A 24,721-nucleotide genomic window follows, 5' to 3' on the forward strand; every position below is an offset into this window, starting at 1 on the left:
CCCGTTAAAGCGGGATAAGGTGAAACTTCCATCGGTGTTTTTTTCATCCCCACTGATGGTTAGCTGAACCAATCGGGCTTTTACGGGCAGTTATCTTCCACCTACGCTTCTTCGATTTCTTTAAGCTTTAAGCTGGGAGGGTTACTGCCCGTTAAAGCGGGATAAGGTGAAACTTCCATCGGTGTTTTTTTCATCCCCACTGATGGTTAGCTGAACCAATCGGGCTTTTACGGGCAGTTATCCTCCACCTACGCTTCTTCGATTTCTTTAAGCTTTAAGCTGGAGGGTTACTGCCCGTTAAAGCGGGATAAAATAAAAAATAAAAGGAAGAGTTGGCTGATGACGAAAACACATTTCTTTTACGCGTTAACTTTGCCAGATGAAACGAAAGAATTTTTGAAGCAGACGAGTGAACGGATCAAGACCGAATTTCCTTTTAAAAAATGGCTGCATCATGAAGACTATCATATCACTCTTGCGTTTCTTGGAGATGCAACAGAAGAAATGAGGCAGAAGAGTTTAGAATTCGTGAATATTGCTCTTGAGGATGTATCTAGGTTTGATCTCCAATTGAATGGAATAGGTACTTTTGGAAATGTAGAAACTCCTCGGATTCTTTTTACGGGAGTGAATCCGTCAGAGCAGCTTTTCAATCTGCAAAAAAAAGTATATACAATGTGTGAGGAAGTTGGCTTTACTTTGGATAAAAAACCATTTAAACCACATATTACACTGGCAAGAAAGTTTAGTGGAAATGCTTTTCAACTTAATCGAATGCAAGAACTTGCCGATATATCCAATAGAACCCATCGATTTCAAGGTGCTACCGTTACGTTATACCAAACGCATCTTGGTCAAGCACCTTCCTATCAATCAATCGCAACATGTTCACTAACATAATTCAGAGGATGTCTCAGAAAGGGCCTGACCTCACACTCTATACACAGTTTATACTGTTATATACGATTTGTAGTTGTGGGCCCCCTGACCCTTTCGTTATGGGAGCCCCTCGATTAAACATCTTAGGACGGTGATAAATATGGGACAGCTGATAAAGCTTCAAGATTATATATCAAGATATGAGCAGGATATATATCGATATCCTAGCCAATTTGTTCGGCTTAAGCAGCAGCAGTGGGAGAAGCTAAAAGCGGCTTACGCAGCAGGTGAGCTCACGACGCTTTATGAGGAACATGAAGATGCCAGACAAATGGAAGTAGAGCATGATGGAAAAAAAAGCTTAATGAACAAAGTAAGAGGACTCATAGGACGAGGTACTAAAGATTTACCTGATTACAAGGAAAAGCCGGTTGGTGAAACGAATATTTTCTCGTTGAATTTTCCTACAGAGCCAAAGAGTTTAGATGATTTAAAGCAAAACTACTTGAATCAGCTTTTGAAGTTTCAATTAAAATGGGGAAGCTCAACGATTCATGAAAAATCATGGATGAATAATTCTTATATTTTAGATGAAAAGTTGCGTTTCTTTTTACAACGTTTTCCCGATACATATCTAGTCCTCTACAAACCAATTTTTGTTTTGAAAAACGCCCCGATTGAATTAGAGGTCATTTTAGTAGGACCTACCGATGTGTGGTGCATAACCTTTTTGGAGGCAGAAGAGGATGCAGCCTTCATTGGGTCGAATGAACGATTCTGGCTACGTCGACACCACCAATATCCGGATAAAAAATTATTAAATCCACTCATTGCCTTAAATCGGACAGGAAAAATTGTTTCCCAGTTATTTGAGTTGTATGAGAGTAGCCTACCGATTCATAAGGTTGTTTTATCGCGAAATGGATATATTGATTATCCACAAGCTCCTTACGATACGACATTTCTCGATAAGCGTGTTTTTCCAGAATGGTTTGAGAAAATGAGAAGCGTGCAAACGCCTTTAAAGCACCAACAGTTAAAAGCGGCACAAGGATTGCTTGAATATTGTCAAACAACATCGAGCAGAAGAGTGGAATGGGATGCGGATCAACATGATCAATTTGGAATCGAAGATGAATCCTAAAAAAGCTGACCAAAGGTATTGAACCTGAAGTATAGAATATGGAAGGGAGTTTCACTTTTTCCTGCATGAACGGGCAGTAAGTCCCTGCTGCTTGAAGTTTCACTATATAGGGTTTTCGCACGTAAAGATCAATCAAACACATGGAAATATAGACATATTTTCATGTGTTTCGATGATACTACTTGACGAAAAACTAGCTTTTAACTAAAATTTAAAAAGGATAGCTATTGCTAAAATGTTCAATAGCTATCCTTTTTATTCTAAGAGATAGATGATTATGAATGATACCACGACTTATTCTCGTATTGTATTGCATGCGAAGCGATATGTTTTTCGGACATACTAAAACCATAGAACCAATCTGAAAGTGAAATTGTTTAAACAACTATTATATAAAGAAAACACCACGAGGCAATTAAGTGAGGAAATTGAAGGTGAACCAATTGGAACATTTATTAGGGCAGGAGTGGGAGATATTTCCTGCTGGAGGAGCAACAGGAGAAGCCTTCATTGCCGTCAACAAGGATGAAAAACTTTTTCTAAAACGAAATTCATCGCCATTTCTTGCGGTCCTATCTGCAGAAGGCATCGTGCCTAAGCTTATTTGGACTAGAAGGCTTGAAAATGGAGATACCATTACAGCACAGCGTTTTATAGACGGCAAGGAGTTAACACACGAAGAAATGAACGAAGAGAAAGTGGCTCATCTTCTGCGGAAAATTCATCAGTCTAAACCGTTATTAAGCATGCTGAAAAGGTTGGGAAAATCGCCATTGCTGCCCGATATCATGTTAGAGAATATTACAAGCAATCTCGACTTGGAAATACAGAACATTTCGTTGATACAACGAACGTTGTATTTTTTACAGGAAAATTTATCTTTGATTGAATGTGATGATAAGGTTGTCTGTCATTGTGATGTCAATCATAACAACTGGATGATAACAAAGGAGAATAAGCTATATTTAATTGATTGGGATGGCGCTATGATTGCAGACCCGGCTATTGATTTAGGCATCCTCCTTAACTCATATATACCAAGAGATCAGTGGGGACCTTGGTTAAAGCGATACGGAGTAAACCTGGAGCCGGGTCTTCAATTGCGGATGCAATGGCATGTGTTAGCACAGTTATTGATTTCGATTCAATGGCATAAACGTCAAAGTCGGTTAAAGGAAATGAATATTCTTCTTAAAAACCTTGAATCCATTTTAGAATAATCATGAATATTGATTCATACCATCCACCCACTGTGTTAGTTGGTCTTGGTGAGTTTGGATGTGTTCGTCTAAATCCGAAGTGGAAATGCCACTCTGACTATATTGGTACACGTCCTGTAAAATCGATTTTACATTTTGATTAACGCCATTGTTGACCAATAATGACTTCACAAGTCGTTCTACCTGCTCGTATTCTGAAATGGAGCCACAACAGTCTGTTTGATGGTTGCTTAATATATCTTTTAATAACGTCATTTGGTGCTCGTGTGAAAGCGGCATAGCGTCACCCTTTCTGAAGTTTCTTTTAGGGTATGCTCTGCTGCTTTTCTTTATTCATTTGATAAGTTATCGATTGCGTGCCATAGTAGATTAAATTCATCTTGCAGAGGTGTGCAATTCCGTGTTATGGTTTGAACGAATCTTTATATTAGGGGTGTCATCATGCGTTTAAGAAATAAGCCCTGGGCTGATGAAAAATTAAGTGAGTTCTCTCACTTTGTTATTGCAAATCCGGAAGAACAAAAAGGAAAATGGCGAGATATTTTTGGGAATGATAATCCGCTCTATATTGAAGTTGGATCGGGGAAAGGTCGTTTTATTACGGAAATGGCCAAAGCTCATCCAAACGTGAATTTTATTGGAATTGAAGTATATAAAAGCGTCATCGTTGCTGCGCTTGACCGTGTCATCGAAGCAGATATTCCCAATTTAAAGCTGCTCAATGTCGATGCAGCCGACTTATGTAATTATTTTGCAAAAGGTGAAGTAGACAGGTTGTATTTGAACTTCTCCGATCCATGGCCAAAGACACGTCATGCAAAACGTCGCTTGACCTACAAAACGTTCCTAAGCATTTACGAAGATATTTTACCACAAAATGGAGAGATTCATTTTAAAACTGATAATCAAGGATTATTTGAATCATCGTTAAAAAGTATTTCCGAATATGGAATGTTGCTGTCCTATGTGAGTCTTGATCTTCATAACAGTGATTTTGAAGGCAATATCATGACGGAATATGAGGAGAAATTCTCAAAACGAGGTAGTAGAATTTACCGAATGGAAGCTCAGTTTCAATAAAAAGAGGTTGTCCTAAGGGTCAGGCCTCGCACTCTATATCAGTATGTAGTGTTTCATACACGTATCTTATACTGAATTTAGTTGTTGCGGGGTTTGACTCTTTTGCTTATGGAACAGTCTCTATTCCATTGTATATAAATTTGAGCCTATACGCCGAGACCGAAAATACCCATCAATTTCAATATTTGTAATTGTTTTTGTTAAAAATTTTCAATACTTAGAAAATGGTGATACACTTGTCTTGTATAAAGTGGAACTTTAATCAGTGAGGGCTTCATTCCCCACCTACGCTTCCTCGATTCCTCTAAGCCTTGGGGTGGGGGGGACGCCCGTTAATGCGGGATAAAAACAGACTGGTGACGGTTTTAAAATGGGGGAAATCTATGGAGACTTTACAAATCGGAGAAATTAAGCTGACTTGGTTGAATGGTGGGGTTACTTATATGGATGGGGGAGCAATGTTTGGTGTTGTTCCTAAACCGCTCTGGTCGAAAAAATACCCAGTGAATGACATCAATCAAATTGAATTGCGGACGGATCCCATTCTCATTGAAGCGAATGGATTGAAGCTATTGATTGATTCAGGTGTGGGTAATAACCGATTTTCCGAAAAACAAATCCGAAACTATGGCGTAAAAGAAGAATCAAGAGTGGTTGAAGATTTAGCAAAGCTTGGGCTAAGTACAAACGATATTGATTATGTGTTAATGACACATTTACATTTTGATCATGTATGCGGGCTAACTAAGCATAACGGAGAAGAATGGGCACCTGTTTTTGAAAATGCCTCCATTATAACATCTGATATTGAATGGGAAGAAATGAAAAATCCAAACATTCGTTCAAGAAATACATATTGGCGGGAAAACTGGGAAGCCATTGCTCATTTAATTCAGCCATTCAGCACAGCTATGCAAATAACAAACGGGATTAAAATGATTCATACAGGCGGACACAGTGCAGGACATTCGATTATCGTCATCGAAAGTGGCGATGACATGCTCATTCACATGGCTGATACTATGCCAACGCACGCGCATAATAACGTTTTATGGGTACTTGCCTATGATGATTACCCGATGGACTCCGTCTATCAAAAACAGAAGTGGATGAAAGAGGGACTAGAAAAAGGAGCTTGGTACAGCTTTTATCATGATGCCTATTACCGAGCAGTAAAGTGGGATGAAACGGGAAAAGAAATTCTAGCCGAAGTAAAACGCGAACGAAGGGTCTGACCTCGTACCCTATCCACCGTTTTAGTGCTATTTACGCTTCGTGTAGACGGTAAAAAGTGATTGCGGGGTCTGACACCCCCGCAATGATTATATTCAGTTTAAATAAAGTGAAATATACTATAAACTGTGTGATGAATGCGTGGTCAGACACTTTCGTTATTTTTGCGGAATTAAATCAATAATGATACCAGTTGTTGCATCGGCAACAAATTCGAATTGTTCTTGCGTATTGTTGATACTCCTCGTAATACCACCTTTATACACTTCATAATCGAGGTCGTGCTTTTGATACGTTTCAGGCTTCATTAAAATCCATGAACCGTAAATTTTTCCATCCTTCTTAACAGATGCTTTCACAACATCTAATATTTTTTCAGGAGAAGGAGGTCCTGATTGCTCCAATACTTGTTTCGTTACATAGCCTGCAGCAAAACCTGCAGTAACCCCTAGTATGAATGTTTTCCAGTTCATTCTCTGATCCCTCCGTTTTCTCACGTGTACATCTATCTCTTAGTATACAAAAGATTGTCATCACTTCCCAATAATTAGTCAGCGATATAATGTTCTATGATTAAGGCCTTCAAACTATGCAATCTATTTTATTCCCTGGGTAAAATAATCTGTAAGTGGCAACCAACATCAATTTTCTGTAAAATAGAGGAGTACATAAAATAGTTAGATTCGAGGTAGAAAAAATGAATCAAGAAACTTTAGCCTTATTTAAAACGTTGACTGAATTGCCAGGCACATCGGGAAATGAACATGCTGTAAGAAAGTTTATGAAATCTGAGCTTGAGAAATATTCAGATGAAATTGTTCAGGATCGCCTTGGTAGTATTTTTGGTTTAAAAAAAGGACCAGTAGATGGACCGACTGTACTTGTTGCTGGTCATATGGATGAAGTAGGTTTCATGGTAACGTCGATTACGGATAATGGAATGATTCGCTTTCAAACGCTTGGCGGTTGGTGGAGCCAAGTTTTACTTGCACAACGTGTGCAAATTATTACCGATAATGGTCCGGTTATAGGAGTGATCGGCTCGATTCCGCCGCATTTACTCGAAGAATCGCAACGCGCAAAGCCAATGGATATTAAAAATATGTTGATTGATATCGGTGCTGACGATAAAGAAGATGCGATGAAAATCGGGATCATCCCTGGTCAACAAATTGTCCCAATCTGTCCATTTACACCGATGGCAAATGAAAAGAAAATTCTTGCAAAATCATGGGATAACCGCTACGGTTGTGGTCTTGCCATCGAACTTTTGAAAGACGTACAAGGGGAGACATTGCCAAATAATTTGTATTCAGGCGCAACAGTGCAAGAAGAAGTAGGCCTTCGCGGTGCACAGACATCTGCATTCATGATTAAACCTGATATTTTCTTCGCCTTGGATGCGAGTCCAGCAAATGATATGTCCGGGAATAAATCTGAATTTGGACAGTTAGGTAAAGGAGCCCTCCTGAGAATCCTTGACCGTACGATGGTGACACATAAGGGGATGCGCGAATTTATTTTAGATACAGCAGAAACCCATTCGATTCCTTATCAATATTTCGTATCACAAGGTGGTACAGACGCTGGGCGTGTGCATCAAGCGAATGAAGGAATACCAAGTGGAGTAATTGGCATTTGCTCAAGATACATCCACACAGCCGCTTCTATGATTCACATCGACGATTATGCAGCTGCTCGTGAGCTGATTGGGAAATTAGTACGTGCTTGTGATAAGACCACGCTTGAAAGTATTCTGAATAACGGGTGAGGTATGATGTTACGAATTGTAGTCGGGAGTCATAACCCAGCAAAGGTGCAAGCTGTGAAGAATGCATTTAGTGAAGAACTTGTTGAAATCTTAACCTTGAACGTTGCTTCTGGTGTACAAGAACAGCCTTTTTCTGATGAAGAAACGATTGAAGGTGCGATGAATCGGGCTAAAAATGGTTTAAGTGAAAGTGATGCACAAATTGGAATAGGTCTTGAAGGCGGAGTAGTTGAAACAAAGTATGGATTGTTCCTCTGTAATTGGGGGGCGCTTGCGGTCCGGGAATCATCAGACGTATTCATTGCGGGCGGTGCGAGAATATTGCTACCAGATGCAGTTGCCAAAAGACTGCTCGCAGGAGAAGAGCTCGGACCGGTTATGGATGAGTTCACAAATCGTGCCGGAATTCGTAAAAAGGAAGGCGCGATTGGTGTATTCACAAATGAACGAATTACCCGAGCAGACATGTTCAGCCATATTATGAGCATGTTAGTTGGGCAGTATGAATATAAAATTGGACAACAGCGATAAAGTGAAACTTCCATCAGTGGGGGCCTCATCTCCCACTGATGGTTAGTTGAACCAATCGGACTTTTACGGGCAACCTGCCTTCTTTGTATCTCATAAGCTTGAGGTGGGGGTCCTACTGCCCGTTAATGCGGGATAAATTTAGTAAAGTTCTTTCTTCGGAATGGAGAAAGAACTTTTTTTTACGTCAAAATCTCAAAATATGCATCAAAGTAATATTTTGATGTGCTATAGAGATCGTCAAAAAAAGTCTGACCTCACACTCTATTCGCGATAAATAGTGTGAGGTCAGACTTGCTATGGTTCAGCTGCTTTCTTTTATGGCCTATTCTTTTTCTTTGACAACTTAGGTTTTTTCCAGTGAAGGATCTTCTTAAAGTGTTTAGTTCGTCTTGTTTTCTTTTTCTTGTCAGAAGGTATGTCGTTGACTTCTTCTTCAAGGTTAAATTGGGAAACGACCGTTTGTAAATCGGCGGCGATATGACTTAGCTCTGTTGCGGCTTCACTTACATGAGTAATCGCCATTAATTGGCTTTCACTTGAGGCACTTACTTCTTGTGAAGCGCCGGTTGATTGCTCTGATACTTGATACACATCCCCCATTTTTTTAACGAGAATCGTGTTTGCGCTTTGGACATCTTTAATGGAATGTTGGATTGTGCCAATTTTCAAGCTGATTCGTTCCACATGTTGAACGATATTTTCAAACGCGCTCTTTGTATAGTCAACCGAATGACTTTGAATCGTTTTATATTCATTAAATTTCTGCGATTCAATCATTAATGCATTCATTTGTTCATTCATTGTATGGATGACTCGTTGGATGCTCTCGGCTTCATGCTTGGAACGTTCCGCAAGCTTTCGTACTTCGTTTGCCACTACACTAAATCCTCTTCCTGCATCCCCAGCTCGTGCGGCTTCAATCGCAGCGTTTAAGGCAAGAAGATTTGTATTCTCAGCAATGTCTTGGATCGTCCCAACAATATCTGATATCGCAAGTGATTTTTCAGATGCACTTTGAATTTGCATCGTCAAATGTGTAGCTAATTGTAGGAATTGTTCAGATGTCTCCTGGAGACTGACGACTGTTTTCAGTCCAAGATGCCCTTCATTCTCCGTTTGTGTTGCCTCGATAACAATTTCTTCACTTATAATTTCTGTTTCTGAGATGGAATCCGTTACCTTTTGTAAAATAACATTGCTTTCCTCAAGCTCTAAAGATTGCAGTGTCGCTCCAGCTGCAACTTGTTTAATGGCTGCATTTACTTGATTGGATTGAGCAGACGTTTCTTCAGAAATAGCGGCTAAGTTTTGTGAAGAAGAGTTCAACTGATCAGCTGAATTCCTAACTTCAAGTAGTGTGTGTTTAACTTTTTCCGCCATTTTATTAAAAGTTTCTGCTAAACTCATCATTTCGTCTTTTCGTTTAATGGATACTTGATAAGCCAGATTCCCGTTGCCGATTTTATCTGCCCCATCTTTTAAAGCAAATATAGAAGTGCGTATTGACATCATTAATAAATAGCCTATGGTCGAAAGAATGAATACGATTATAACACTGATTATTACAAGAGAAATAGTAATCCACTTAATCTTTTCTTCATTTGCTCGGTTCAATTTAGTTTCTTGATCATGCGAAATGACTTCTAGATCAGAAGCAGAGTTTTCAACCGTGCTAGCTGTAGTATCAAATGCCATCGATATCGTTGTTGTATCAAGATATGTTAGCACAATCGATCTCATTGTCTTTCTATAATTGTTTAATTGAACAATAAGAGCCTCTTTTTGCACGGGAGAAATGGATGATCTTGCTATTGTATTTTCCAAGTCATTCATCTGAGACGAATATTCTGTATATGGACTGGTTTCTTTTGTGGCTAAATAATGCTGTTCTAATAGACGGATGATGGAAAATTGGTTGAAAAGCTCCTGGTGATTCGATTGCAAAAGCAAATCCGCAACTTTTATCCCACCGCTTTCAAGGTCTGCCCGAAGGCCTTCCGTGTTGAAGTAGCCTATTTTTTCATATAGCTGGACGATTTGCTTAAAGCTGTTTTCGTAATCGGTAACATGATCCTCAATCATTTCGAATTGCTGAACGATGTCAGGATATGGGCTGTATTCTGCTTTTAATGATGCGGTTGTTTTGATAATCTTATCAACACGTTCGAATACAAATCTTGCATTGGAAGCTTTCGGATTTTTCAAATATTGTCGCTCGAATTTTCTCGTATCAGCCATTTGATATTTAAGATCTTTACTATCCTTAATGGCTTGATTGAGAAGTGATTGCTCTTCTCGAACACTATTTTGTTTTCCCATTGCGATCATGTTAAAAACGATTAACAAAAGAACGCTAACTAATGATATGAAAATAATAAGTCCAATTTTGGCCTTGATTGTTTGCATAAACTGCCTCTCTTTCTGAAACGAATTAGGTAGTTATAACTAGTATACTATTGTAATATAAGAAATATTTCCTATATTATAGAATTTTTAGCTGTTGATAACAATAGGAATTTATTTAATAAGGACGACGATCGTTTGGGAAAGACTGAATATAGGGCTAAAAACTCGAATCTATGTTAGGGTGTAACGCTCGTGTTTTTTTTAGAAATAAGTTTGCGTATTGTTGGTTTATCGTGAAGTAGTTTGGTATCATCAACATAAGTGTTGAGAGATAAAATCTATTTATTGGAGGGAATTAGAATGAAAAATTTAGAATCTATCGAGCAATTTACAACCTTAAAAAATGAAGGGAAACATATTTTCTTGTTTTCAGCAGATTGGTGTGGAGATTGCCGAGTGATTGAACCTGTTTTACCAGGCATTGAAGCGGCGTATCCTGACTATACTTTCGTTCATATTGACCGTGATAAATTTATTGATGTATGTGTAGAAAATGATGTTTTTGGCATTCCAAGTTTTATTGCATATGACAACGGAAAAGAGTTAGGACGTTTTGTTAGTAAAGACCGTAAAACCGAGCAAGAAATTAAAGATTTTATCGAATCCTTATAATGATTCAAATTTTGTGTAATTCTAATAATAATTGAATAGACTAAATAGTTTGTTTATGCCCAAATCGGCTCTTTTCATACAAATAAACACGCTATATGCGCTTAATTGCAATGGTGGCGGTGCGGAGCTAGATTTTGGGGTACTTCCTATAGTTAATATGTATACCTGTTAAGCAGATCAGCTATATTGATAAGTTGCGAAGCTCCGCCCCATGTCCTTAAAGAAGTGAGGAATTTTGAATGAAAATGGATAGTAAGAAGATCATGAAACTTATGAAAGAGCGGTTAGGTTCGGAATACCGCAGCTATACCTTTGATAGTAAGACAGATGTTCTTCGTATTGAAAACACGGTAACTGGAAAAGGCATTTCGGTCGAGTTGCCGAAAATCGTGGCAAATTGGGAAAATTCAAAGGAAAAAGCGATCGATGAAGTCGTTTATTATGTTGAGGAAGCATTGCAGGTGATGGGTGAAGAGCACACGTTGACTGGTAAAGAAAAAAACATTTTTCCAGTCATTCGGTCCACTTCTTTTCCTACAGAAGCGACATCTGGGAATCCGTTTTTATTTGATGAACATACAGCTGAAACACGGATTCTGTATGCGCTTGACTTAGGAAATACATACCGGCTAATCGACCGTCAGATGCTAGAGAAAGAGGGATGGGAACCTGAACGGATACGACAAATTGCAAAGTTTAACGTCCGATCGCTTAAAACGCCTTTGAAATCTGATACGGTTGCGGGTAATACATTTTATTTCTTGAATACGAATGATGGCTACGATGCAAGTCGTATTGTTAACGAAACTTGGTTAAAAGAAATGAAGAATACCATGAAAGGTGAGATGGCGATCAGCATCCCACATCAGGATGTCATTATTATCGCAGATATCGAAAATGATACGGGCTATGATGTGCTTGCACAAATGGCGATGAGTTTTTTTGCAAGTGGCCATGTCCCGATCACTGCTCTTTCCTTCTTATACGAAAATGACGAATTAGAGCCAGTCTTTATCCTGGGGAAAAATAAAAAGAGAAGCGAATAATTAAGCACAGCGTAATAGAATGCACATTCTGACAGTGAACCATCACTGAGTGGGATGTGCTTCTTTTATGTGGAAAAGGGGCGGGGCTTCGCAAAGTCAGCGCAGCTACTTTTAGAACCTGAACCTTTTTCATCGTTTTAGTTGGGATTAGATGCTCATGGATCTTTTACCTTGGTTTAACAGGCTGTAATATCCCCATTTTCCTTTTATCCCGGTTTAACAGGCTGTAATATCTCATAAAGTAATTCCTGAGAATAAAAAAACAGCCTATAAAACCCCGATTGGTTCAACTAACTAACAGTGGGGAACTACACCCCACTATTAGAAGTTTCACTTTATCATGAAAATATAATATGACTGTATTGCTACTGCAATAGAATCGACGTATACTAGGTCACCTAGAGGATATGAAAATATCGCAAATAAAGTGGTTTCCTCTCATAATTTTGTGAAAATCATTGATTAATTGGTGTATACTGGGTATATTCCAATTGGTTTATGGTACGGGTAATAGGTACGCATATAAGTTGGTTTACCAAAATTTAATAAAAAAAGATCGTTGACTATAAGTTGGTAGAAAGAGTGATTGTATTGAAATGGCTCAAAAAAATAAAGAAATGGTTCCAAGATGAAGAAATTATTGAAATAGAAGAAATTATGATCGATGAAGAGATAGATAAAGAAACATTAAAAAAGATGGACTTGACTCAATTGCAAAAGTTGAAAGAACAATCAGTCTCGCATGAAGAGCTCACATCAACCCGTTTAGACCCGGATACTCGGATATTATTTCAATATCCAAAGGGTGAATTTAAATTTCCTATTATTCCAGATAATAAAATAAGACAAAGGCGTCCCAAAAAGCCTGACCGGCCAATAAACAAAGAAAGAAACACGAAACACTGGGAGAATAGTTCGGAAATAGTTTACAAGCAACCGGAACAGCCAGAAAAGAAGAAACAAGAAGCAGCACCAAAAATAACGAAAATTGTCCCGTCCAAAATACCGTTTCGACCAACTGAAATTCCATCGCCTATCTACGGTTATAAACGGCCAGAGCCCTTTAATAAAACCCGGGATGACATTGTGGAGTATGAATTAGAAAACACCATCGAATTATCTGTTTCAGATCCAATCGAGACTAAAGCGACCCTTCGAAAAAATGATAGGGAAGAACGAGAGGAAGAGCATGGAACGATAGCTGATTCAGAGTTTAAGGAACAAGAGGTCACAGAAGATGTATCAGAATTAATCGATGCGAATGATGAAAAAGAAAAAAATGAACGTTCGACGGATCTAATCAAAGAAGAAGAAAAAACGGTGCTTGAGGAAATAAGCTTTGATACTACAGCTGCTACAATTGAATCGCTAGTACCAAAGGCAGAAGAAACCGAACGGATGACTGCTGCGACTGCTGTATATGAACGAGAATCAAGTGATACAATGACAGTAGTAGAACCTTCTCTTGAACAGGAACATTTCGTTCAACCAAAACCTACAAAAAAACATATTCCATTTAATGTGATCATGTTGAAGCAGGATAAAGAAAAGGTCGATCGGCTAAAGACTTTCGAAGCGATGAGGAGAACGATTGTCGATGATCAGAACATTTCCCGGGAAAATGTCGAGCCAGTGTCTGAAGTTAAGTTTGAACAAGATGTGAATGAAATACATAGGCAAGCAGCTCGTGTAATAACCAAAGACTTAGTTGAATCGAAATCCGACGTCCATCTTTCAACGGTTCAAAGTCTTGTACATACCGAAGAACCGGTAAAAGAGGTCATTCCTGAAAATCTTCCTACAGTACCGTTAGAAATGAATCTACAAGATCAAATTGTATCGAATCAGACAATAAGTGAGGAAGAAAATCCATATTACGCATTTCCGTCCATCGACTTACTAACACCAGCAGCATCCGCAGAAAGTGACAATGAATGGCTTGAAGGGCAGACGGCATTATTGGATGATACATTGAAGAACTTTAATGTTCGTGCAAAAGTGGTTAATGTCACGCAAGGTCCTGCTGTGACAAGATTTGAGGTGCAGCCAGAGCCAGGTGTGAAGGTGAATAAGGTCACGAATTTAATGGATGATATTAAACTAAGTCTTGCTGCACAGGATATTCGGATGGAAGCACCGATTCCTGGCAAGCATACCATAGGCATTGAAATCCCGAATCGAAAAAGCATGCCTGTGTTTCTGCGGGAAATTCTCGAAAGTGATTCATTCAAACAAGATCCATCCCCGTTGACAGTCGCACTTGGACTTGATATTTCCGGTGAACCGATTGTGACGGATTTGAAAAAAATGCCACACGGACTCATTGCTGGGGCAACCGGCTCAGGGAAAAGTGTTTGTATTAATTCAATGTTAATTAGTTTACTGTATAAAGCTACACCACAAGAGGTGAAATTACTGCTCATTGATCCTAAAATGGTTGAGCTTGCTCCATATAACCGTCTCCCTCATCTCGTTAGTCCGGTTATAACAGATGTAAAGGCAGCCACAGCAGCATTGAAATGGGCTGTTGAAGAAATGGAAAGGCGTTACGAGTTGTTTGTTCACGCAGGAGTCCGTGATATTGGACGTTTCAATGAAAACGCAGAGGCAGCGGGTCAGCATGCGAATAAATTGCCTTTTATCGTGATCATTATTGATGAGCTTGCCGATTTAATGATGATGTCGCCTGCAGATGTGGAGGAGGCTATTAGTCGGATTGCACAGAAAGCACGTGCTTGCGGGATTCATTTGATTGTTGCAACTCAACGTCCTTCAGTTGATGTCATAACTGGCTTGATCAAGGCAAATATCCCGACAAGAATTGCGTTTTCGGTCTCATCTCAAGTGGATTCACGTACAATTCTTGACAGCGGTGGTGCGGAAAAGCTGTTAGGTAGAGGCGATATGTTGTTTGCTGAAAATGGATCTTCCAAATCAGTTCGTCTCCAAGGTACGTTCGTCACGGACCATGAAATTGATGAAGTTGTCCATCATGTGAAGAACGAGCAGCAACCGCAATACTTATTTGAGCAAGAAGAATTATTGAATAAAGCACAATTCACCGAAGAAATCGATGAATTATTTTTTGAGTCATGTGAATTTGTCGTCTCGCAAAATGCTGCTTCAACCTCAAGCTTACAAAGAAGGTTCAAGATTGGCTACAATCGTGCAGCAAGATTAATGGAAATGATGCATGACAAGGGGATTATTTCTGAATCCAGAGGGAGTAAACCGAGGGATGTGCTCATTACGGCTGAAGAATTGGAATCCTTTTTAGAGGAAAACGCGGTGATGTAAGAATCAGGCGGTCATTCTCCGACTGTACAGGATGCGTGTGGCGGCTATTAGTAGATGAGCTAATTTCTTCTTTCGAAGGTGCTTCTCTTCTTTGTGTTAAGGAAATGGGAAGTGCTAGGTTTACTTAAAAAGTAGAAACAAATAATATGAAAAATCTAAGAAGATGTATTATGGCGCTACTCACGCCACATTGCTGGAGCTAGTTAGTCCTACGAAGAGGCCTTTACTACTAGATGTGAGTGTTTAATCACCGTGTTCGTGTCTTTTATAGGTGAACATCCTAGACGAAAATGTATATAATAAGAATTGTAATGTATTATTGGCAAATGAAGGATCGGTAAAATCAACTATGTTAAAATGGTAATATCGTGTTATGGTTGATTTTTTTAAAGAGTGATATAATGTATACTCATGTATGAATAATGTGAAGTTAAGATTTCAATTTTCTGGGAGATACTGAAAGGGAAGCCATTAAGTTCCCTTAGAACTTCCAAATTAGAAAACAAGAAAAACAAAAAAGATGACATTATATACCGTGATACAGATAGACGATTGGTGGAGGATCTATTTATGACTGTTTACCATTTTGTAGGAATTAAGGGCTCTGGGATGAGCGCACTTGCTCAAGTACTTCATGATATGGGGTATGTTGTTCAAGGTTCTGACTACGAAAAGAAATTTTTTACACAAATTGCATTGGAAAATGCAGGAATTACAATTCTTCCTTTTGCTGAAGAAAATATTCAGCCTGGAATGACAATTATTGCAGGAAATGCATTCCCAGACACTCATCCGGAAATTGTTGCAGCGATGAAGCTGGGATTGCCAATCCTTCGCTATCACAACTTCCTTGGAGACTTATCGAAGGGATTCATCAGTGTGGCAGTAACAGGCGCACATGGGAAAACATCGACGACAGGATTACTTGCTCATGTAATGGGTGGAGCAAAGCCAACTTCGTATTTAATCGGGGATGGTACAGGGAAAGGGATTGCTAAATCGGATTATTTTGTATTCGAGGCGTGTGAATATCGCCGCCATTTCCTTTCTTATTATCCTGATTATGCAATCATGACGAATATTGATTACGACCATCCAGACTATTTTGCCAACATTGAGGACGTATTCGAGGCGTTTCAGAAGATGGCTCTGCAAGTGAATAAAGGAATTATTGCTTGTGGCGATGATGAGCAACTTCAAGGAATTCAAGCAAAAGTTCCAGTGATTTTATACGGATTTGCGGAAGAAAATGATTTTCAAGCACGGAATATTCAAGTTTCCGAGCAAGGCACAACATTTGATGTACATGTGCGGAATAATTACTATGAGACGTTTACGATTCCGACCTTCGGCAAGCATAATGTGTTAAACGCTGTAGCCGTTATTGCACTATGTCAATATGAAGATTTGGATACTGAAACGGTGAAGGCACAATTGATGACATTTACTGGGGTGAAGCGTCGTTTTTCTGAGAAAGAAATCGGCAATCAAATCATTATTGACGATTATGCCCATCATCCGACTGAAATCACAGCAACGGTCGATTCAGCGCGCCAAAAATATCCGAATCGTGAAGTAGTGGCCGTATTCCAGCCACATACGTATTCAAGAACTCAGGCATTTCTGAATGAATTTGCCGATAGCTTAAACTTAGCGGATCAAGTATATCTGTGCGAAATCTTTGGTTCGGCACGCGAACATCAAGGGAAGCTTTCCATTCTAGATCTTCAAGAGAAAATCCCTGGAGCTGAGCTGATTTCAGAGGAAACAACAGAAATCCTTCGTAAACATGACAACAGCGTCATTCTATTCATGGGGGCTGGAGATATTCAGAAATTCCAGACTGCATACGAGAAGTTATTAGAAGTGCAATAATAGATAGAACGAAACCCCTCGGGCCTTTTAGGCCCGAGGGGTTTCTCTGCTTTATCTGAAAATACTCAGATTCTAAAAAAGAAATCTAAGCTATTTTTGTTCCTATATTGAGGTTACTGTTTGATTTCAGCTGCAGTAAAGGTAATCGGTCCATAAACAAAGAGGGATGCACCTTCAACCGTTTCTTGTGCAGTTAGAATATAGGTTACATCTTGGTCACGATCTTCAATCGGATCAACGAATTGCACGACAACTGGCGTTTGATCATCCCGAGCTTCAGAATCCACCCAAATGACAGACTGATAAATGAGAGTACCAGGCACTACGGTATTTTTATAAATACTTGTTAGGATCGCACGAGGTACACCACCATTATTATTTACATGGAAGAGTCCGTTCAGCCATACAACATTACCGGCTCTTACGTCTTCTCAAGTCACGGATGCAACGGTAAAAGGAGTTACGCTAAGTGGCATTTGATTTTGAGTCGGGTTTGAGGTAATTGGAAATGTAGTCTGACCTGCAAATTCAACTAACTTATCATTCTTCTTCCTCTTATGATGTCTGCTGCAATTGGCTGAATCAGTTTGAGAACCCACATAATGCTGATCTTTCTTTTTATTATAGAGCTCCATATTACTCTATCACTCTTTTTTATTGTCTAAATATTATATTCAATGAAAGAAAGCATGCTTGTACCAATGAGGAATTTTTTAATAAAGATAAAACAGGATGGGCACATATTATCATAACGGTGAATGCATGCACCCATTCACAATGTATGGTTCAAACAAAGAGACCTTGAATCGTTGAAAAATAAGTCCTCTTGTTATAGACTCTTTTAACACGGATCTTCATTTTTTTCTTCATCATCTTCTTCTGGAATTCTTGTCTCTTTATTTAAAAACTTCCAATAATACGCTTCAATCGCCGTATCGATCATACGCTGTTTAATAAAATGATCATATGTCCTTTTCCCTTTCTTTTTTTCCTCTAATGCTGCATTTCGATCCTTCTTGAGCTCATCAATCCACTCCAATAATTCCTCACGGCTGGAATCAAGAAAGTCATTGTATATTTCTCTGAAAGGATGAGATTCAAGCACCTTTGGACGTTTTTTCCATTCTGACATGACGATCCGTACCTCCTTCTCAGAATAGAGTATTCTTCTATCCGTACAAAAGCACCCAGATTCACAAAAATGGGTGTGAATTTCAATTCGAAAAGGGAAAATCTTTTTGAAAAATATGCTCTTGTCCTGTACGAAAGAAAGCCCACTTGCATTATATAGGAGGGAAGACATCTTAAAGTCTCAAATATTATAGGGAGATGAGAAAATGGGTTATATTTCAAGATCATATAGTGAAGATCATGGCGAACATTATCATAAAAACGGAGGCTGCAAAAAAGACCACGACAAAAAAGACCGTTGCCATGATAAAGAAGGCAGAACAGTAGTCGATTTTGACTTTTCTAACCAATCAGGAGCTGTCACACTTGCAACAGCTGCTATTCTTGGTGCAATTGCACCTGAACAAGTGATTGGAGATGTAGATTTTGACAAAGCGTGTAATGGGGATCTTGTTTGGTTAAGTGGTTCAAGTACAATTACGGCTCCAGTGGCCGTTGCTGTGGGGACTACAATCACTTATAGAATTCATAAAGTTAGAAAGTTTCAAAATGATCCATTGCTTGGCACAGTAATTCATACAGTTACTCAGCCACTTCCTCCACTTACGATTGGTGAATCGATTATTGTACCAATTGACTTTGTGGATGTATTAAATAGCAGAGAAGATGGTGTAAGCTATGTACTGACTGTTGGTGGAATTGCAGTATTAGCCGTAGCATTAAGTGCTACAATATCGAATACTACGTTCACAGGTACTCAATACAGCAATTAAATAATCAGTTTGAGAGATCTGAATCGCTAATTCAGATCTCTCTTTTCTATAGAATTCTATTTGAAATAAATTAAATGATTTATCATTCCTTATTTCAGATCAAGCAAAGATTTTCAGGAATAATAGATGTATTTTACAGGTGCAATAATTCGTAGAAATACTACTTTCATAAAAAGAGAAAGGAAATCATCGTGAAAATATTCCTTTGAAATCTTACTTTTTTTCTAAACGCTCTAAAACCTCCAAATAAACCTCCTTATTCTTTTTCTGGACCCGTGCAGCATTTTCTAGCAATCTTTTTAATCTTTTTTCAGCTGTTAGACTCTGTTTTTCATTAGCATCCATTGATCTGTCACTTTTAGATACAGAATTAGAATTTTGTTCTAGCAATAAATATAACAAAGCATAGGTGCTTATCCCGTGATCAATATTGATGGTGGTTTGTCCGTTATGTAGCTTGGTTGTATCGTTCTCGTCTTTATTAATTTTTCTTTCAAGTTCTTTTTTTAGCAGAGTTTCCAACATTTCTTTAATTTCCTTATTCTCCGAAGAATACAAATTCCTCACTCCATTTCTAGTAATTGATGCTAATGGAATTCAACGATGCAATTCCTTCCATTCTTTCTTGGCAATAAATAAACCCTTCAATGTGTATGTAGCCTGATTCTTCATTTGAGAAACGGATCTGAAAATTTGAAAAGGAGAATGTATCATTGGCTGGGATGATTTGATTAGCTACAGGTCGAAATGAATATTCATTCGTAGCAGCGTTTTGTTTATCTTCAATACGTTCCCAAAAAAAAGCTTCGTTTTGAAGTGGCTTATTGGGAAGTACATATTTTCCGGAAAAATCATAGGGTTTGTCCGAATTAATCTTGAGTAAAATGACTGGACTATGAAGGGGAAGATCTGTTTGATTATGGAAATGGAAGTTGCCGATAACGGTATGTTCACTTGTTTTTTCTTTATCAATGATTGTCGAATAATTGAAATAGGAAATTGGATTTGATTCTTGCGATTGCTTTTTTAGGAGTAAGGAGCTTATTTTTTCCTGGAATTCGAGGCCTTCACGTTCCAATTCCATAAGTTTATACTCTAATTCCCCAATTAATTTTTCAATCATGCTTTTCACCCGCCCTAAAAAGAATAAAGAGAGGAAATTTCCTCTCTTAAACCTTATGCGGACTTATTAATGATCATGACCAGGGAAAAGGACTGGACATTGTTGCGGAATAATAGGTGCTGAGCATTGTTCTGTTAAGATATCACGTGGTTGGCAGAAGTCTGCTTTCACTTCGATCGTAACGTCAGCAACTGCTTGAATACTTTGGCATGTTGTTAATGAAAGATCGACGCTTTTTAAACAGTCGTCGTGGAAATTCACCTTTGCATTGCCATCTAGGTCCGTAATTCTAACGACTAATCTTGTACCTTCTGGCGCGCATAAGAATAAACTTTCGTGTACTTCAACTTGGATTGGGTGTGATGTAAAGACAAATGGACAATGCTCTCTCGTACCTCTAAATTCAATAACAACGTAGAAGACTTTTACGAAAGATACCTTTTCGAGAGTTACCAAAGCACCATCAATTACAAACGTCTTTTCCTCGCGTCTATCTATTTCTTTTACTTTAACTTCTGCATTTGGTCCAAGCGGTTTTCCATGCTCATCAGTTAAAATAAAGCGCGTAGATACATGCTTTACATCGTGAAGTTCATGGTCTAATCCGAGCTCTTCGGCTGAAACAAATTGTCTAATCGTATTCTGTAATATAACCCAATCATATACTTTTTCAGCATTGATACATAAAAGCTCTTGAGTGGGCCGTGGTGAATGACTCATATGATCGACTCCCTAATAAAATTTTTATTGTACAGTACAAAGTATGTCGACCCCCTAGTCCTAGTTACGGTATGAACGCCCATTTTCTGAAAGGGAATCATCAGAACTTTGAAATGATTCTATCTGCACAGCCTAGATGGAAGAACATACAATACGTTATATCATTTTTAATGGGGGGGTAAATGTGTCCAATTTCATGGATGAGAATCAGATGAGTACGCTGATTCGCCAAATTAAAAAGTACAAAAAAGTGTTGAAAAGCTATCGGGAGAATGATATTACCGAGGAATATTTGACCTTAAGGCATCAGCATGAACTAATTACAGCTGAAAGGGAGGCTGAAAAGGGCGTCCAATCAGAATTGGTCGAACAGATCCAAACCATGACCGACCAGGTAGAGGAAATGAAAAAACAATATACCATTTTAGAAAAAGAAAACGAAGAATTAAAAAGGCAAGATCTGGATAAGGAAAGAGACGCTGATGCTATAAAGCGAAAAAGTATCGACTTGGAAGAAAAGACGCAAGAACTAGAGGGATTAATGCAATCATATGAAGCTCTAAACCAAGAGTTAGCAGAATTAAAACGATCTTATGAAGAAATGAAACAAGAGCTAGCAGAAACGAGGTTGTCAGAACAAGACCAGAAACGAGTCCTTGATGTGTTAAAGCAAACTCATCAAGAACTGAATCAGGAGCTTACAAATTCTGGTTTGGAACAACAGATTCAAAAAAAGGAACTTGAAGAATTAAAACATGTGCTTGTAGAATCCAGAATGGTTCAACAGGATCAGAGCCAAAAGCTTGAACAGATAAAGCAATCATATGAAGAAGTGAATCAGCAGCTAGAAGAAACTACAATGAAGGAACAAAGCCAAAAACATGAACTCGAAGAATTACTTTATTCTTATCAAAATCAGGACCAAGAGCTAGGCGAACTAAAGCAATTTAATCAAGAAATGAAGCAAGAATTAACAGAATCCAGAATGGTGGAACAGAACCGTAGCCAAGAGCTTGAAGAATTACTCCAATCTCATCAACAACAGGACCAAGAGCTAGGTGAACTAAAGCAAATCTATCAAGAATTGAACCAAGAATTAACAGAATCCAGAATGGTGGAACAGGACCAGAGTCAAGAGCTTGAAGACCTAAAGCAATCCTATGAGGAAGTGAATCATCAGCTTGCGGACTCTATATTGAAGGAACAAAGCCAGAAACAAGAACTCGAAGAATTACTTTATTCTTATCAAAATCAGGACCAAGAGCTAGGCAAACTAAAGCAATTTAATCAAGAAATGAAACAAGAGTTAACAGAATCCAGAATGGTGGAACAGAACCGTAGCCAAGAGTTTGAAGAATTACTCCAATCTCATCAACAACAGGACCAAGAGCTAAGTGAACTAAAACAATCGTATGAAGCAATCAATCATCAGCTGGCAGATGTAACAATGAAGGAACGAGACCAATGCCAAGAGCTCGAGGAATTACTTCAATCTTATCAAAATCAGGACCAAGAGCTTGTAGAATTAAACCAAGAATTAACAGAATCTAGAATGGTGGAACGAGAGAAGAGCCAAGAGCTTGAAAACCTAAAGCAATCAAATGCAGAACTTAATCACCAGTTAGCAGATGCAACTTTGAAGGAACAAAGTCAAAAGCAAGAGTTTGAAGAATTACTCCAATCTCATCAACAACAGGGCCAAGAGCTAGGCGAACTAAAACAAACCTATCAAGAAACGAACCAAGAATTAACAAAATCCAGAATAGTGGAACAGGACCAAAAACAGGAACTCGAAGAATTACTACATTCTCATCAAAATCAGGATCAAGAGCTATGTGAACTAAAACAAGAATTAACAGAATCTAGAATGGTAGAACAAGAGAAGCTTCAAGAGCTTGAAGACCTAAGGCAGTCTTATCAAAACCAGGGCCAAGAGCTAGGCGAACTAAAACAATCCAACCAGGAACTGAACCAAGAGTTAGCAGAATCTAGAATGGTGGAACAAGAGAAGAGCCAAGAGCTTGAAAATCTAAAGCAATCGTATGAAGAGGTGAATTACCAGCTAGCAGATTCTATCCTGAAGGAACAAGGCCAACAACAAGAGCTTGAAGAACTATTCCAATCTCATCAACAACAGGACCAAAAGATTAGAGATTTAAATCAATCCAATGAGGAATTGAACCAAGAATTAGCAGAATCCAGAATGGTGGAACAGAACCAGAGCCAAGAGTTTGGAGACTTAAAGCGATCTTATGAAGCACTCAATGACCAGTTGGCGGATGTAACAATGAAGGAACAAAGCCAACGACAAGAACTCGAAGAATTACTCCAGTCTTATCAAAATCAGGATCAAGAGCTATGTGAACTAAAACAAGAATTAACAGTATCTAAAGTGGTAGAACAAGAGAAGCTTCAAGAGCTTGAAGACCTAAAGCAATCGTATGAAGCAATCAATCATCAGCTGGCAGATGTAACTTTGAAGGAACGAGACCAACGCCAAGAGCTCGAAGAATTACTCCAATCTTATCAAAATCAGGATCAAGAGCTTGTAGAATTAAACCAAGAATTAACAGAATCTAGAATGGTGGAACAAGAGAAGAGCCAAGAGCTTGAAAACCTAAAGCAATCAAATGAAGAACTCAATCACCAGTTAGCAGATGCAACTTTGAAGGAACAAAGTCAAAACCAAGAGCTTGGAGACTTAAAGGAATCTTATGAAGCACTCAATGACCAGTTGGCGGATGTAACAATGAAGGAACAAAGCCAACGACAAGAACTCGAAGAATTACTCCAGTCTTATCAAAATCAGGACCAAGAGCTAGGCGAACTAAAACAATCCAATCAGGAATTGAACCAAGAGCTAGGCGAACTAAAGCAATCCAATCAGGAATTGAACCAAGAACTAGCCGAATCTAGAATGGTGGAACAGAATCAGATTCAAGAGCTTGAAAATCTAAAGCAATCGTATGAAGAAGTGAATCACCAGCTAGCAGAATCTATCCTGAAGGAACAAGGCCAACAGCAAGAGCTTGAAGAACTATTCCAATCTCATCAACAACAGGACCAAAAGATTAGAGATTTAAATCAATCCAATCAGGAACTGAACCAAGAGTTAGCCGACTCCAGATTAGTGGAACAGGATCAGAGCCAAGAGCTTGAAAACCTAAAGCAATCAAATGAAGAACTCAATCACCAGCTAGCAGATGCAACAATGAAGGAACAAGACCAACGCCGAGAACTTGAAGAATTACTCCAATCTTATCAACAACAGGACCAAGAGCTCGGCGAACTAAAACAATCGAATCAGGAATTGAACCAAGAATTAGCCGAATCTAGAATGGTGGAACAGAACCAGATTCAAGAGCTTGAAAACCTAAAGCAATCAAATGAAGAACTCAATCACCAGCTAGCAGATGCAACAATGAAGGAACAAGACTATCGACAAGAACTCGAAGAATTACTCCGGTCTTATCAAAATCAGGACCAAGAGCTAGGTGAACTAAAACAATCGAATCAGGAATTGAACCAAGAGTTAGCAAAATCTAGAATGGTGGAACAGAACCAGATTCAAGAGCTCGAGGAATTACTCCAATCTTATCAAAATCAGGATCAAGAGCTAGGCGAACTAAAACAAACCTATCAGGAACTGAACCAAGAATTAACAGAATCTAGAATGGTGGAACAGAACCAGATCCAAGAGCTGGAAGAATTACAGCAGTCTTATCAAAATCAGGACCGAGAGCTAGGTGAACTAAAACAAACTTATCAGGAACTGAACCAAGAGTTAGCAGAATCCAGAATGGTGGAACAGAACCAGAGCCGAGAGCTGGAAGAATTAAAGCAATCGTATGAAGAAGTGAATCATCAGCTAGCAGATTTA

21 protein-coding genes are annotated in these 24,721 nt (G+C 38.7%); 13 read left to right on the forward strand and 8 right to left on the reverse strand.

Annotation, left to right across the window (positions count from 1 at the left end; translation table 11 throughout):
• The first annotated feature begins 339 nt into the window (after window positions 1–339).
• From thpR to ACIQZI_RS02355, 3 genes are all read left to right on the forward strand, one after another.
• A complete protein-coding gene (thpR, locus tag ACIQZI_RS02345) occupies window positions 340–900 on the forward strand; it encodes an RNA 2',3'-cyclic phosphodiesterase (protein WP_403068901.1) in 561 nt (186 codons plus the stop codon).
• 139 nt (window positions 901–1,039) lie between these two features.
• Entirely contained in the window at window positions 1,040–2,023 is a 984-nt protein-coding gene (locus ACIQZI_RS02350) for an NERD domain-containing protein (protein WP_062176618.1), read from the forward strand.
• A gap of 443 nt (window positions 2,024–2,466) precedes the next feature.
• Window positions 2,467–3,243, forward strand: a complete 777-nt coding sequence (locus tag ACIQZI_RS02355; RefSeq protein WP_403071995.1) for a phosphotransferase — start codon at window positions 2,467–2,469, stop codon at window positions 3,241–3,243.
• Here the strand turns inward: ACIQZI_RS02355 and ACIQZI_RS02360 are convergent, their stop codons facing one another.
• A complete protein-coding gene (locus ACIQZI_RS02360) occupies window positions 3,244–3,522 on the reverse strand; it encodes a YtzH-like family protein (protein ID WP_049682650.1) in 279 nt (92 codons plus the stop codon).
• A 162-nt stretch (window positions 3,523–3,684) separates the two neighbouring features.
• Here ACIQZI_RS02360 and trmB point away from each other — a divergent pair, with 162 nt between their 5' ends.
• Both trmB and ACIQZI_RS02370 read left to right on the forward strand, forming a co-directional pair.
• On the forward strand, window positions 3,685–4,323 hold the full coding sequence (gene trmB / locus ACIQZI_RS02365) for a tRNA (guanosine(46)-N7)-methyltransferase TrmB (RefSeq protein ID WP_403068906.1): 639 nt from the start codon (window positions 3,685–3,687) through the stop codon (window positions 4,321–4,323).
• 383 nt (window positions 4,324–4,706) lie between these two features.
• On the forward strand, window positions 4,707–5,558 hold the full coding sequence (locus ACIQZI_RS02370) for a YtnP family quorum-quenching lactonase (RefSeq protein WP_403068909.1): 852 nt from the start codon (window positions 4,707–4,709) through the stop codon (window positions 5,556–5,558).
• Between the two features lie 156 nt (window positions 5,559–5,714).
• Here the strand turns inward: ACIQZI_RS02370 and ACIQZI_RS02375 are convergent, their stop codons facing one another.
• Window positions 5,715–6,029, reverse strand: coding sequence for a hypothetical protein (locus ACIQZI_RS02375; protein ID WP_403068912.1), 315 nt, complete (start codon window positions 6,027–6,029; stop codon window positions 5,715–5,717).
• A 224-nt stretch (window positions 6,030–6,253) separates the two neighbouring features.
• On the opposite strand from ACIQZI_RS02375, the gene ACIQZI_RS02380 reads away from it, so the two are divergent.
• Both ACIQZI_RS02380 and ACIQZI_RS02385 read left to right on the forward strand, forming a co-directional pair.
• Window positions 6,254–7,327: a M42 family metallopeptidase gene (locus ACIQZI_RS02380; RefSeq protein WP_062176629.1), complete on the forward strand. Its 1,074-nt coding sequence runs from the start codon at window positions 6,254–6,256 to the stop codon at window positions 7,325–7,327.
• A 3-nt stretch (window positions 7,328–7,330) separates the two neighbouring features.
• A complete protein-coding gene (locus ACIQZI_RS02385; protein ID WP_403068916.1) occupies window positions 7,331–7,858 on the forward strand; it encodes a DUF84 family protein in 528 nt (175 codons plus the stop codon).
• 315 nt (window positions 7,859–8,173) lie between these two features.
• Here the strand turns inward: ACIQZI_RS02385 and ACIQZI_RS02390 are convergent, their stop codons facing one another.
• Window positions 8,174–10,264, reverse strand: coding sequence for a methyl-accepting chemotaxis protein (locus tag ACIQZI_RS02390; protein ID WP_403068919.1), 2,091 nt, complete (start codon window positions 10,262–10,264; stop codon window positions 8,174–8,176).
• A 300-nt stretch (window positions 10,265–10,564) separates the two neighbouring features.
• On the opposite strand from ACIQZI_RS02390, the gene ACIQZI_RS02395 reads away from it, so the two are divergent.
• The 4 genes from ACIQZI_RS02395 (at window position 10,565) to murC (ending at window position 17,094) form a co-directional block, all read left to right on the forward strand.
• Window positions 10,565–10,876: a thioredoxin family protein gene (locus tag ACIQZI_RS02395; RefSeq protein WP_403068922.1), complete on the forward strand. Its 312-nt coding sequence runs from the start codon at window positions 10,565–10,567 to the stop codon at window positions 10,874–10,876.
• A gap of 239 nt (window positions 10,877–11,115) precedes the next feature.
• On the forward strand, window positions 11,116–11,922 hold the full coding sequence (locus tag ACIQZI_RS02400; protein ID WP_403068925.1) for a DUF1444 domain-containing protein: 807 nt from the start codon (window positions 11,116–11,118) through the stop codon (window positions 11,920–11,922).
• 591 nt (window positions 11,923–12,513) lie between these two features.
• A complete protein-coding gene (locus tag ACIQZI_RS02405) occupies window positions 12,514–15,219 on the forward strand; it encodes a DNA translocase FtsK (protein ID WP_403068928.1) in 2,706 nt (901 codons plus the stop codon).
• A gap of 570 nt (window positions 15,220–15,789) precedes the next feature.
• Entirely contained in the window at window positions 15,790–17,094 is a 1,305-nt protein-coding gene (gene murC / locus ACIQZI_RS02410) for a UDP-N-acetylmuramate--L-alanine ligase (RefSeq protein ID WP_403068931.1), read from the forward strand.
• 113 nt (window positions 17,095–17,207) lie between these two features.
• Here the strand turns inward: murC and ACIQZI_RS02415 are convergent, their stop codons facing one another.
• Both ACIQZI_RS02415 and ACIQZI_RS02420 read right to left on the reverse strand, forming a co-directional pair.
• Window positions 17,208–17,417, reverse strand: a complete 210-nt coding sequence (locus ACIQZI_RS02415) for a hypothetical protein (protein ID WP_403068934.1) — start codon at window positions 17,415–17,417, stop codon at window positions 17,208–17,210.
• A gap of 518 nt (window positions 17,418–17,935) precedes the next feature.
• Window positions 17,936–18,226 (reverse strand): hypothetical protein, encoded by a 291-nt coding sequence (locus ACIQZI_RS02420; RefSeq protein ID WP_062176646.1) that lies wholly within the window; start codon window positions 18,224–18,226, stop codon window positions 17,936–17,938.
• Window positions 18,227–18,431: 205 nt separating this feature from the next.
• Between ACIQZI_RS02420 and ACIQZI_RS02425 the strand changes: the two genes are divergently transcribed.
• Window positions 18,432–18,998, forward strand: a complete 567-nt coding sequence (locus tag ACIQZI_RS02425; RefSeq protein WP_403068938.1) for a hypothetical protein — start codon at window positions 18,432–18,434, stop codon at window positions 18,996–18,998.
• Window positions 18,999–19,211: 213 nt separating this feature from the next.
• Here ACIQZI_RS02425 and ACIQZI_RS02430 read toward each other — a convergent pair whose 3' ends face one another.
• From ACIQZI_RS02430 to ACIQZI_RS02440, 3 genes are all read right to left on the reverse strand, one after another.
• Window positions 19,212–19,523 carry a hypothetical protein gene (locus ACIQZI_RS02430; RefSeq protein ID WP_403068941.1) on the reverse strand — a complete coding sequence of 104 codons (312 nt, stop codon included), beginning with the start codon at window positions 19,521–19,523 and terminating at the stop codon, window positions 19,212–19,214.
• 49 nt (window positions 19,524–19,572) lie between these two features.
• Window positions 19,573–20,121 carry a hypothetical protein gene (locus ACIQZI_RS02435; RefSeq protein WP_403068944.1) on the reverse strand — a complete coding sequence of 183 codons (549 nt, stop codon included), beginning with the start codon at window positions 20,119–20,121 and terminating at the stop codon, window positions 19,573–19,575.
• Window positions 20,122–20,187: 66 nt separating this feature from the next.
• Complete coding sequence (locus ACIQZI_RS02440; protein WP_062176657.1) at window positions 20,188–20,841, reverse strand: BMQ_0737 family morphogenetic spore coat protein; 654 nt, start codon at window positions 20,839–20,841, stop codon at window positions 20,188–20,190.
• A gap of 184 nt (window positions 20,842–21,025) precedes the next feature.
• Between ACIQZI_RS02440 and ACIQZI_RS02445 the strand changes: the two genes are divergently transcribed.
• A partial coding sequence (locus ACIQZI_RS02445; protein ID WP_403068948.1) for a hypothetical protein occupies window positions 21,026–24,721 on the forward strand: 3,696 nt, incomplete at its 3' end.

The organism is Peribacillus sp. NPDC096379 (genome assembly GCF_044762875.1).
Classification (GTDB): domain Bacteria; phylum Bacillota; class Bacilli; order Bacillales; family DSM-1321; genus Peribacillus.

Bases quoted from the DNA above. Each gene is read 5' to 3' on its own strand.
- thpR (WP_403068901.1), top strand. From the start codon at position 340: ATGACGAAAACACATTTCTTTTACGCGTTAACTTTGCCAGATGAAACG.
- ACIQZI_RS02350 (WP_062176618.1), top strand. From the start codon at position 1,040: ATGGGACAGCTGATAAAGCTTCAAGATTATATATCAAGATATGAGCAG.
- ACIQZI_RS02360 (WP_049682650.1), bottom strand. From the start codon at position 3,522: ATGCCGCTTTCACACGAGCACCAAATGACGTTATTAAAAGATATATTA.
- trmB (WP_403068906.1), top strand. From the start codon at position 3,685: ATGCGTTTAAGAAATAAGCCCTGGGCTGATGAAAAATTAAGTGAGTTC.
- ACIQZI_RS02370 (WP_403068909.1), top strand. From the start codon at position 4,707: ATGGAGACTTTACAAATCGGAGAAATTAAGCTGACTTGGTTGAATGGT.
- ACIQZI_RS02375 (WP_403068912.1), bottom strand. From the start codon at position 6,029: ATGAACTGGAAAACATTCATACTAGGGGTTACTGCAGGTTTTGCTGCA.
- ACIQZI_RS02380 (WP_062176629.1), top strand. From the start codon at position 6,254: ATGAATCAAGAAACTTTAGCCTTATTTAAAACGTTGACTGAATTGCCA.
- ACIQZI_RS02385 (WP_403068916.1), top strand. From the start codon at position 7,331: ATGATGTTACGAATTGTAGTCGGGAGTCATAACCCAGCAAAGGTGCAA.
- ACIQZI_RS02390 (WP_403068919.1), bottom strand. From the start codon at position 10,264: ATGCAAACAATCAAGGCCAAAATTGGACTTATTATTTTCATATCATTA.
- ACIQZI_RS02395 (WP_403068922.1), top strand. From the start codon at position 10,565: ATGAAAAATTTAGAATCTATCGAGCAATTTACAACCTTAAAAAATGAA.
- ACIQZI_RS02400 (WP_403068925.1), top strand. From the start codon at position 11,116: ATGAAAATGGATAGTAAGAAGATCATGAAACTTATGAAAGAGCGGTTA.
- murC (WP_403068931.1), top strand. From the start codon at position 15,790: ATGACTGTTTACCATTTTGTAGGAATTAAGGGCTCTGGGATGAGCGCA.
- ACIQZI_RS02420 (WP_062176646.1), bottom strand. From the start codon at position 18,226: ATGTCAGAATGGAAAAAACGTCCAAAGGTGCTTGAATCTCATCCTTTC.
- ACIQZI_RS02425 (WP_403068938.1), top strand. From the start codon at position 18,432: ATGGGTTATATTTCAAGATCATATAGTGAAGATCATGGCGAACATTAT.
- ACIQZI_RS02430 (WP_403068941.1), bottom strand. From the start codon at position 19,523: ATGTTGGAAACTCTGCTAAAAAAAGAACTTGAAAGAAAAATTAATAAA.
- ACIQZI_RS02435 (WP_403068944.1), bottom strand. From the start codon at position 20,121: ATGATTGAAAAATTAATTGGGGAATTAGAGTATAAACTTATGGAATTG.
- ACIQZI_RS02440 (WP_062176657.1), bottom strand. From the start codon at position 20,841: ATGAGTCATTCACCACGGCCCACTCAAGAGCTTTTATGTATCAATGCT.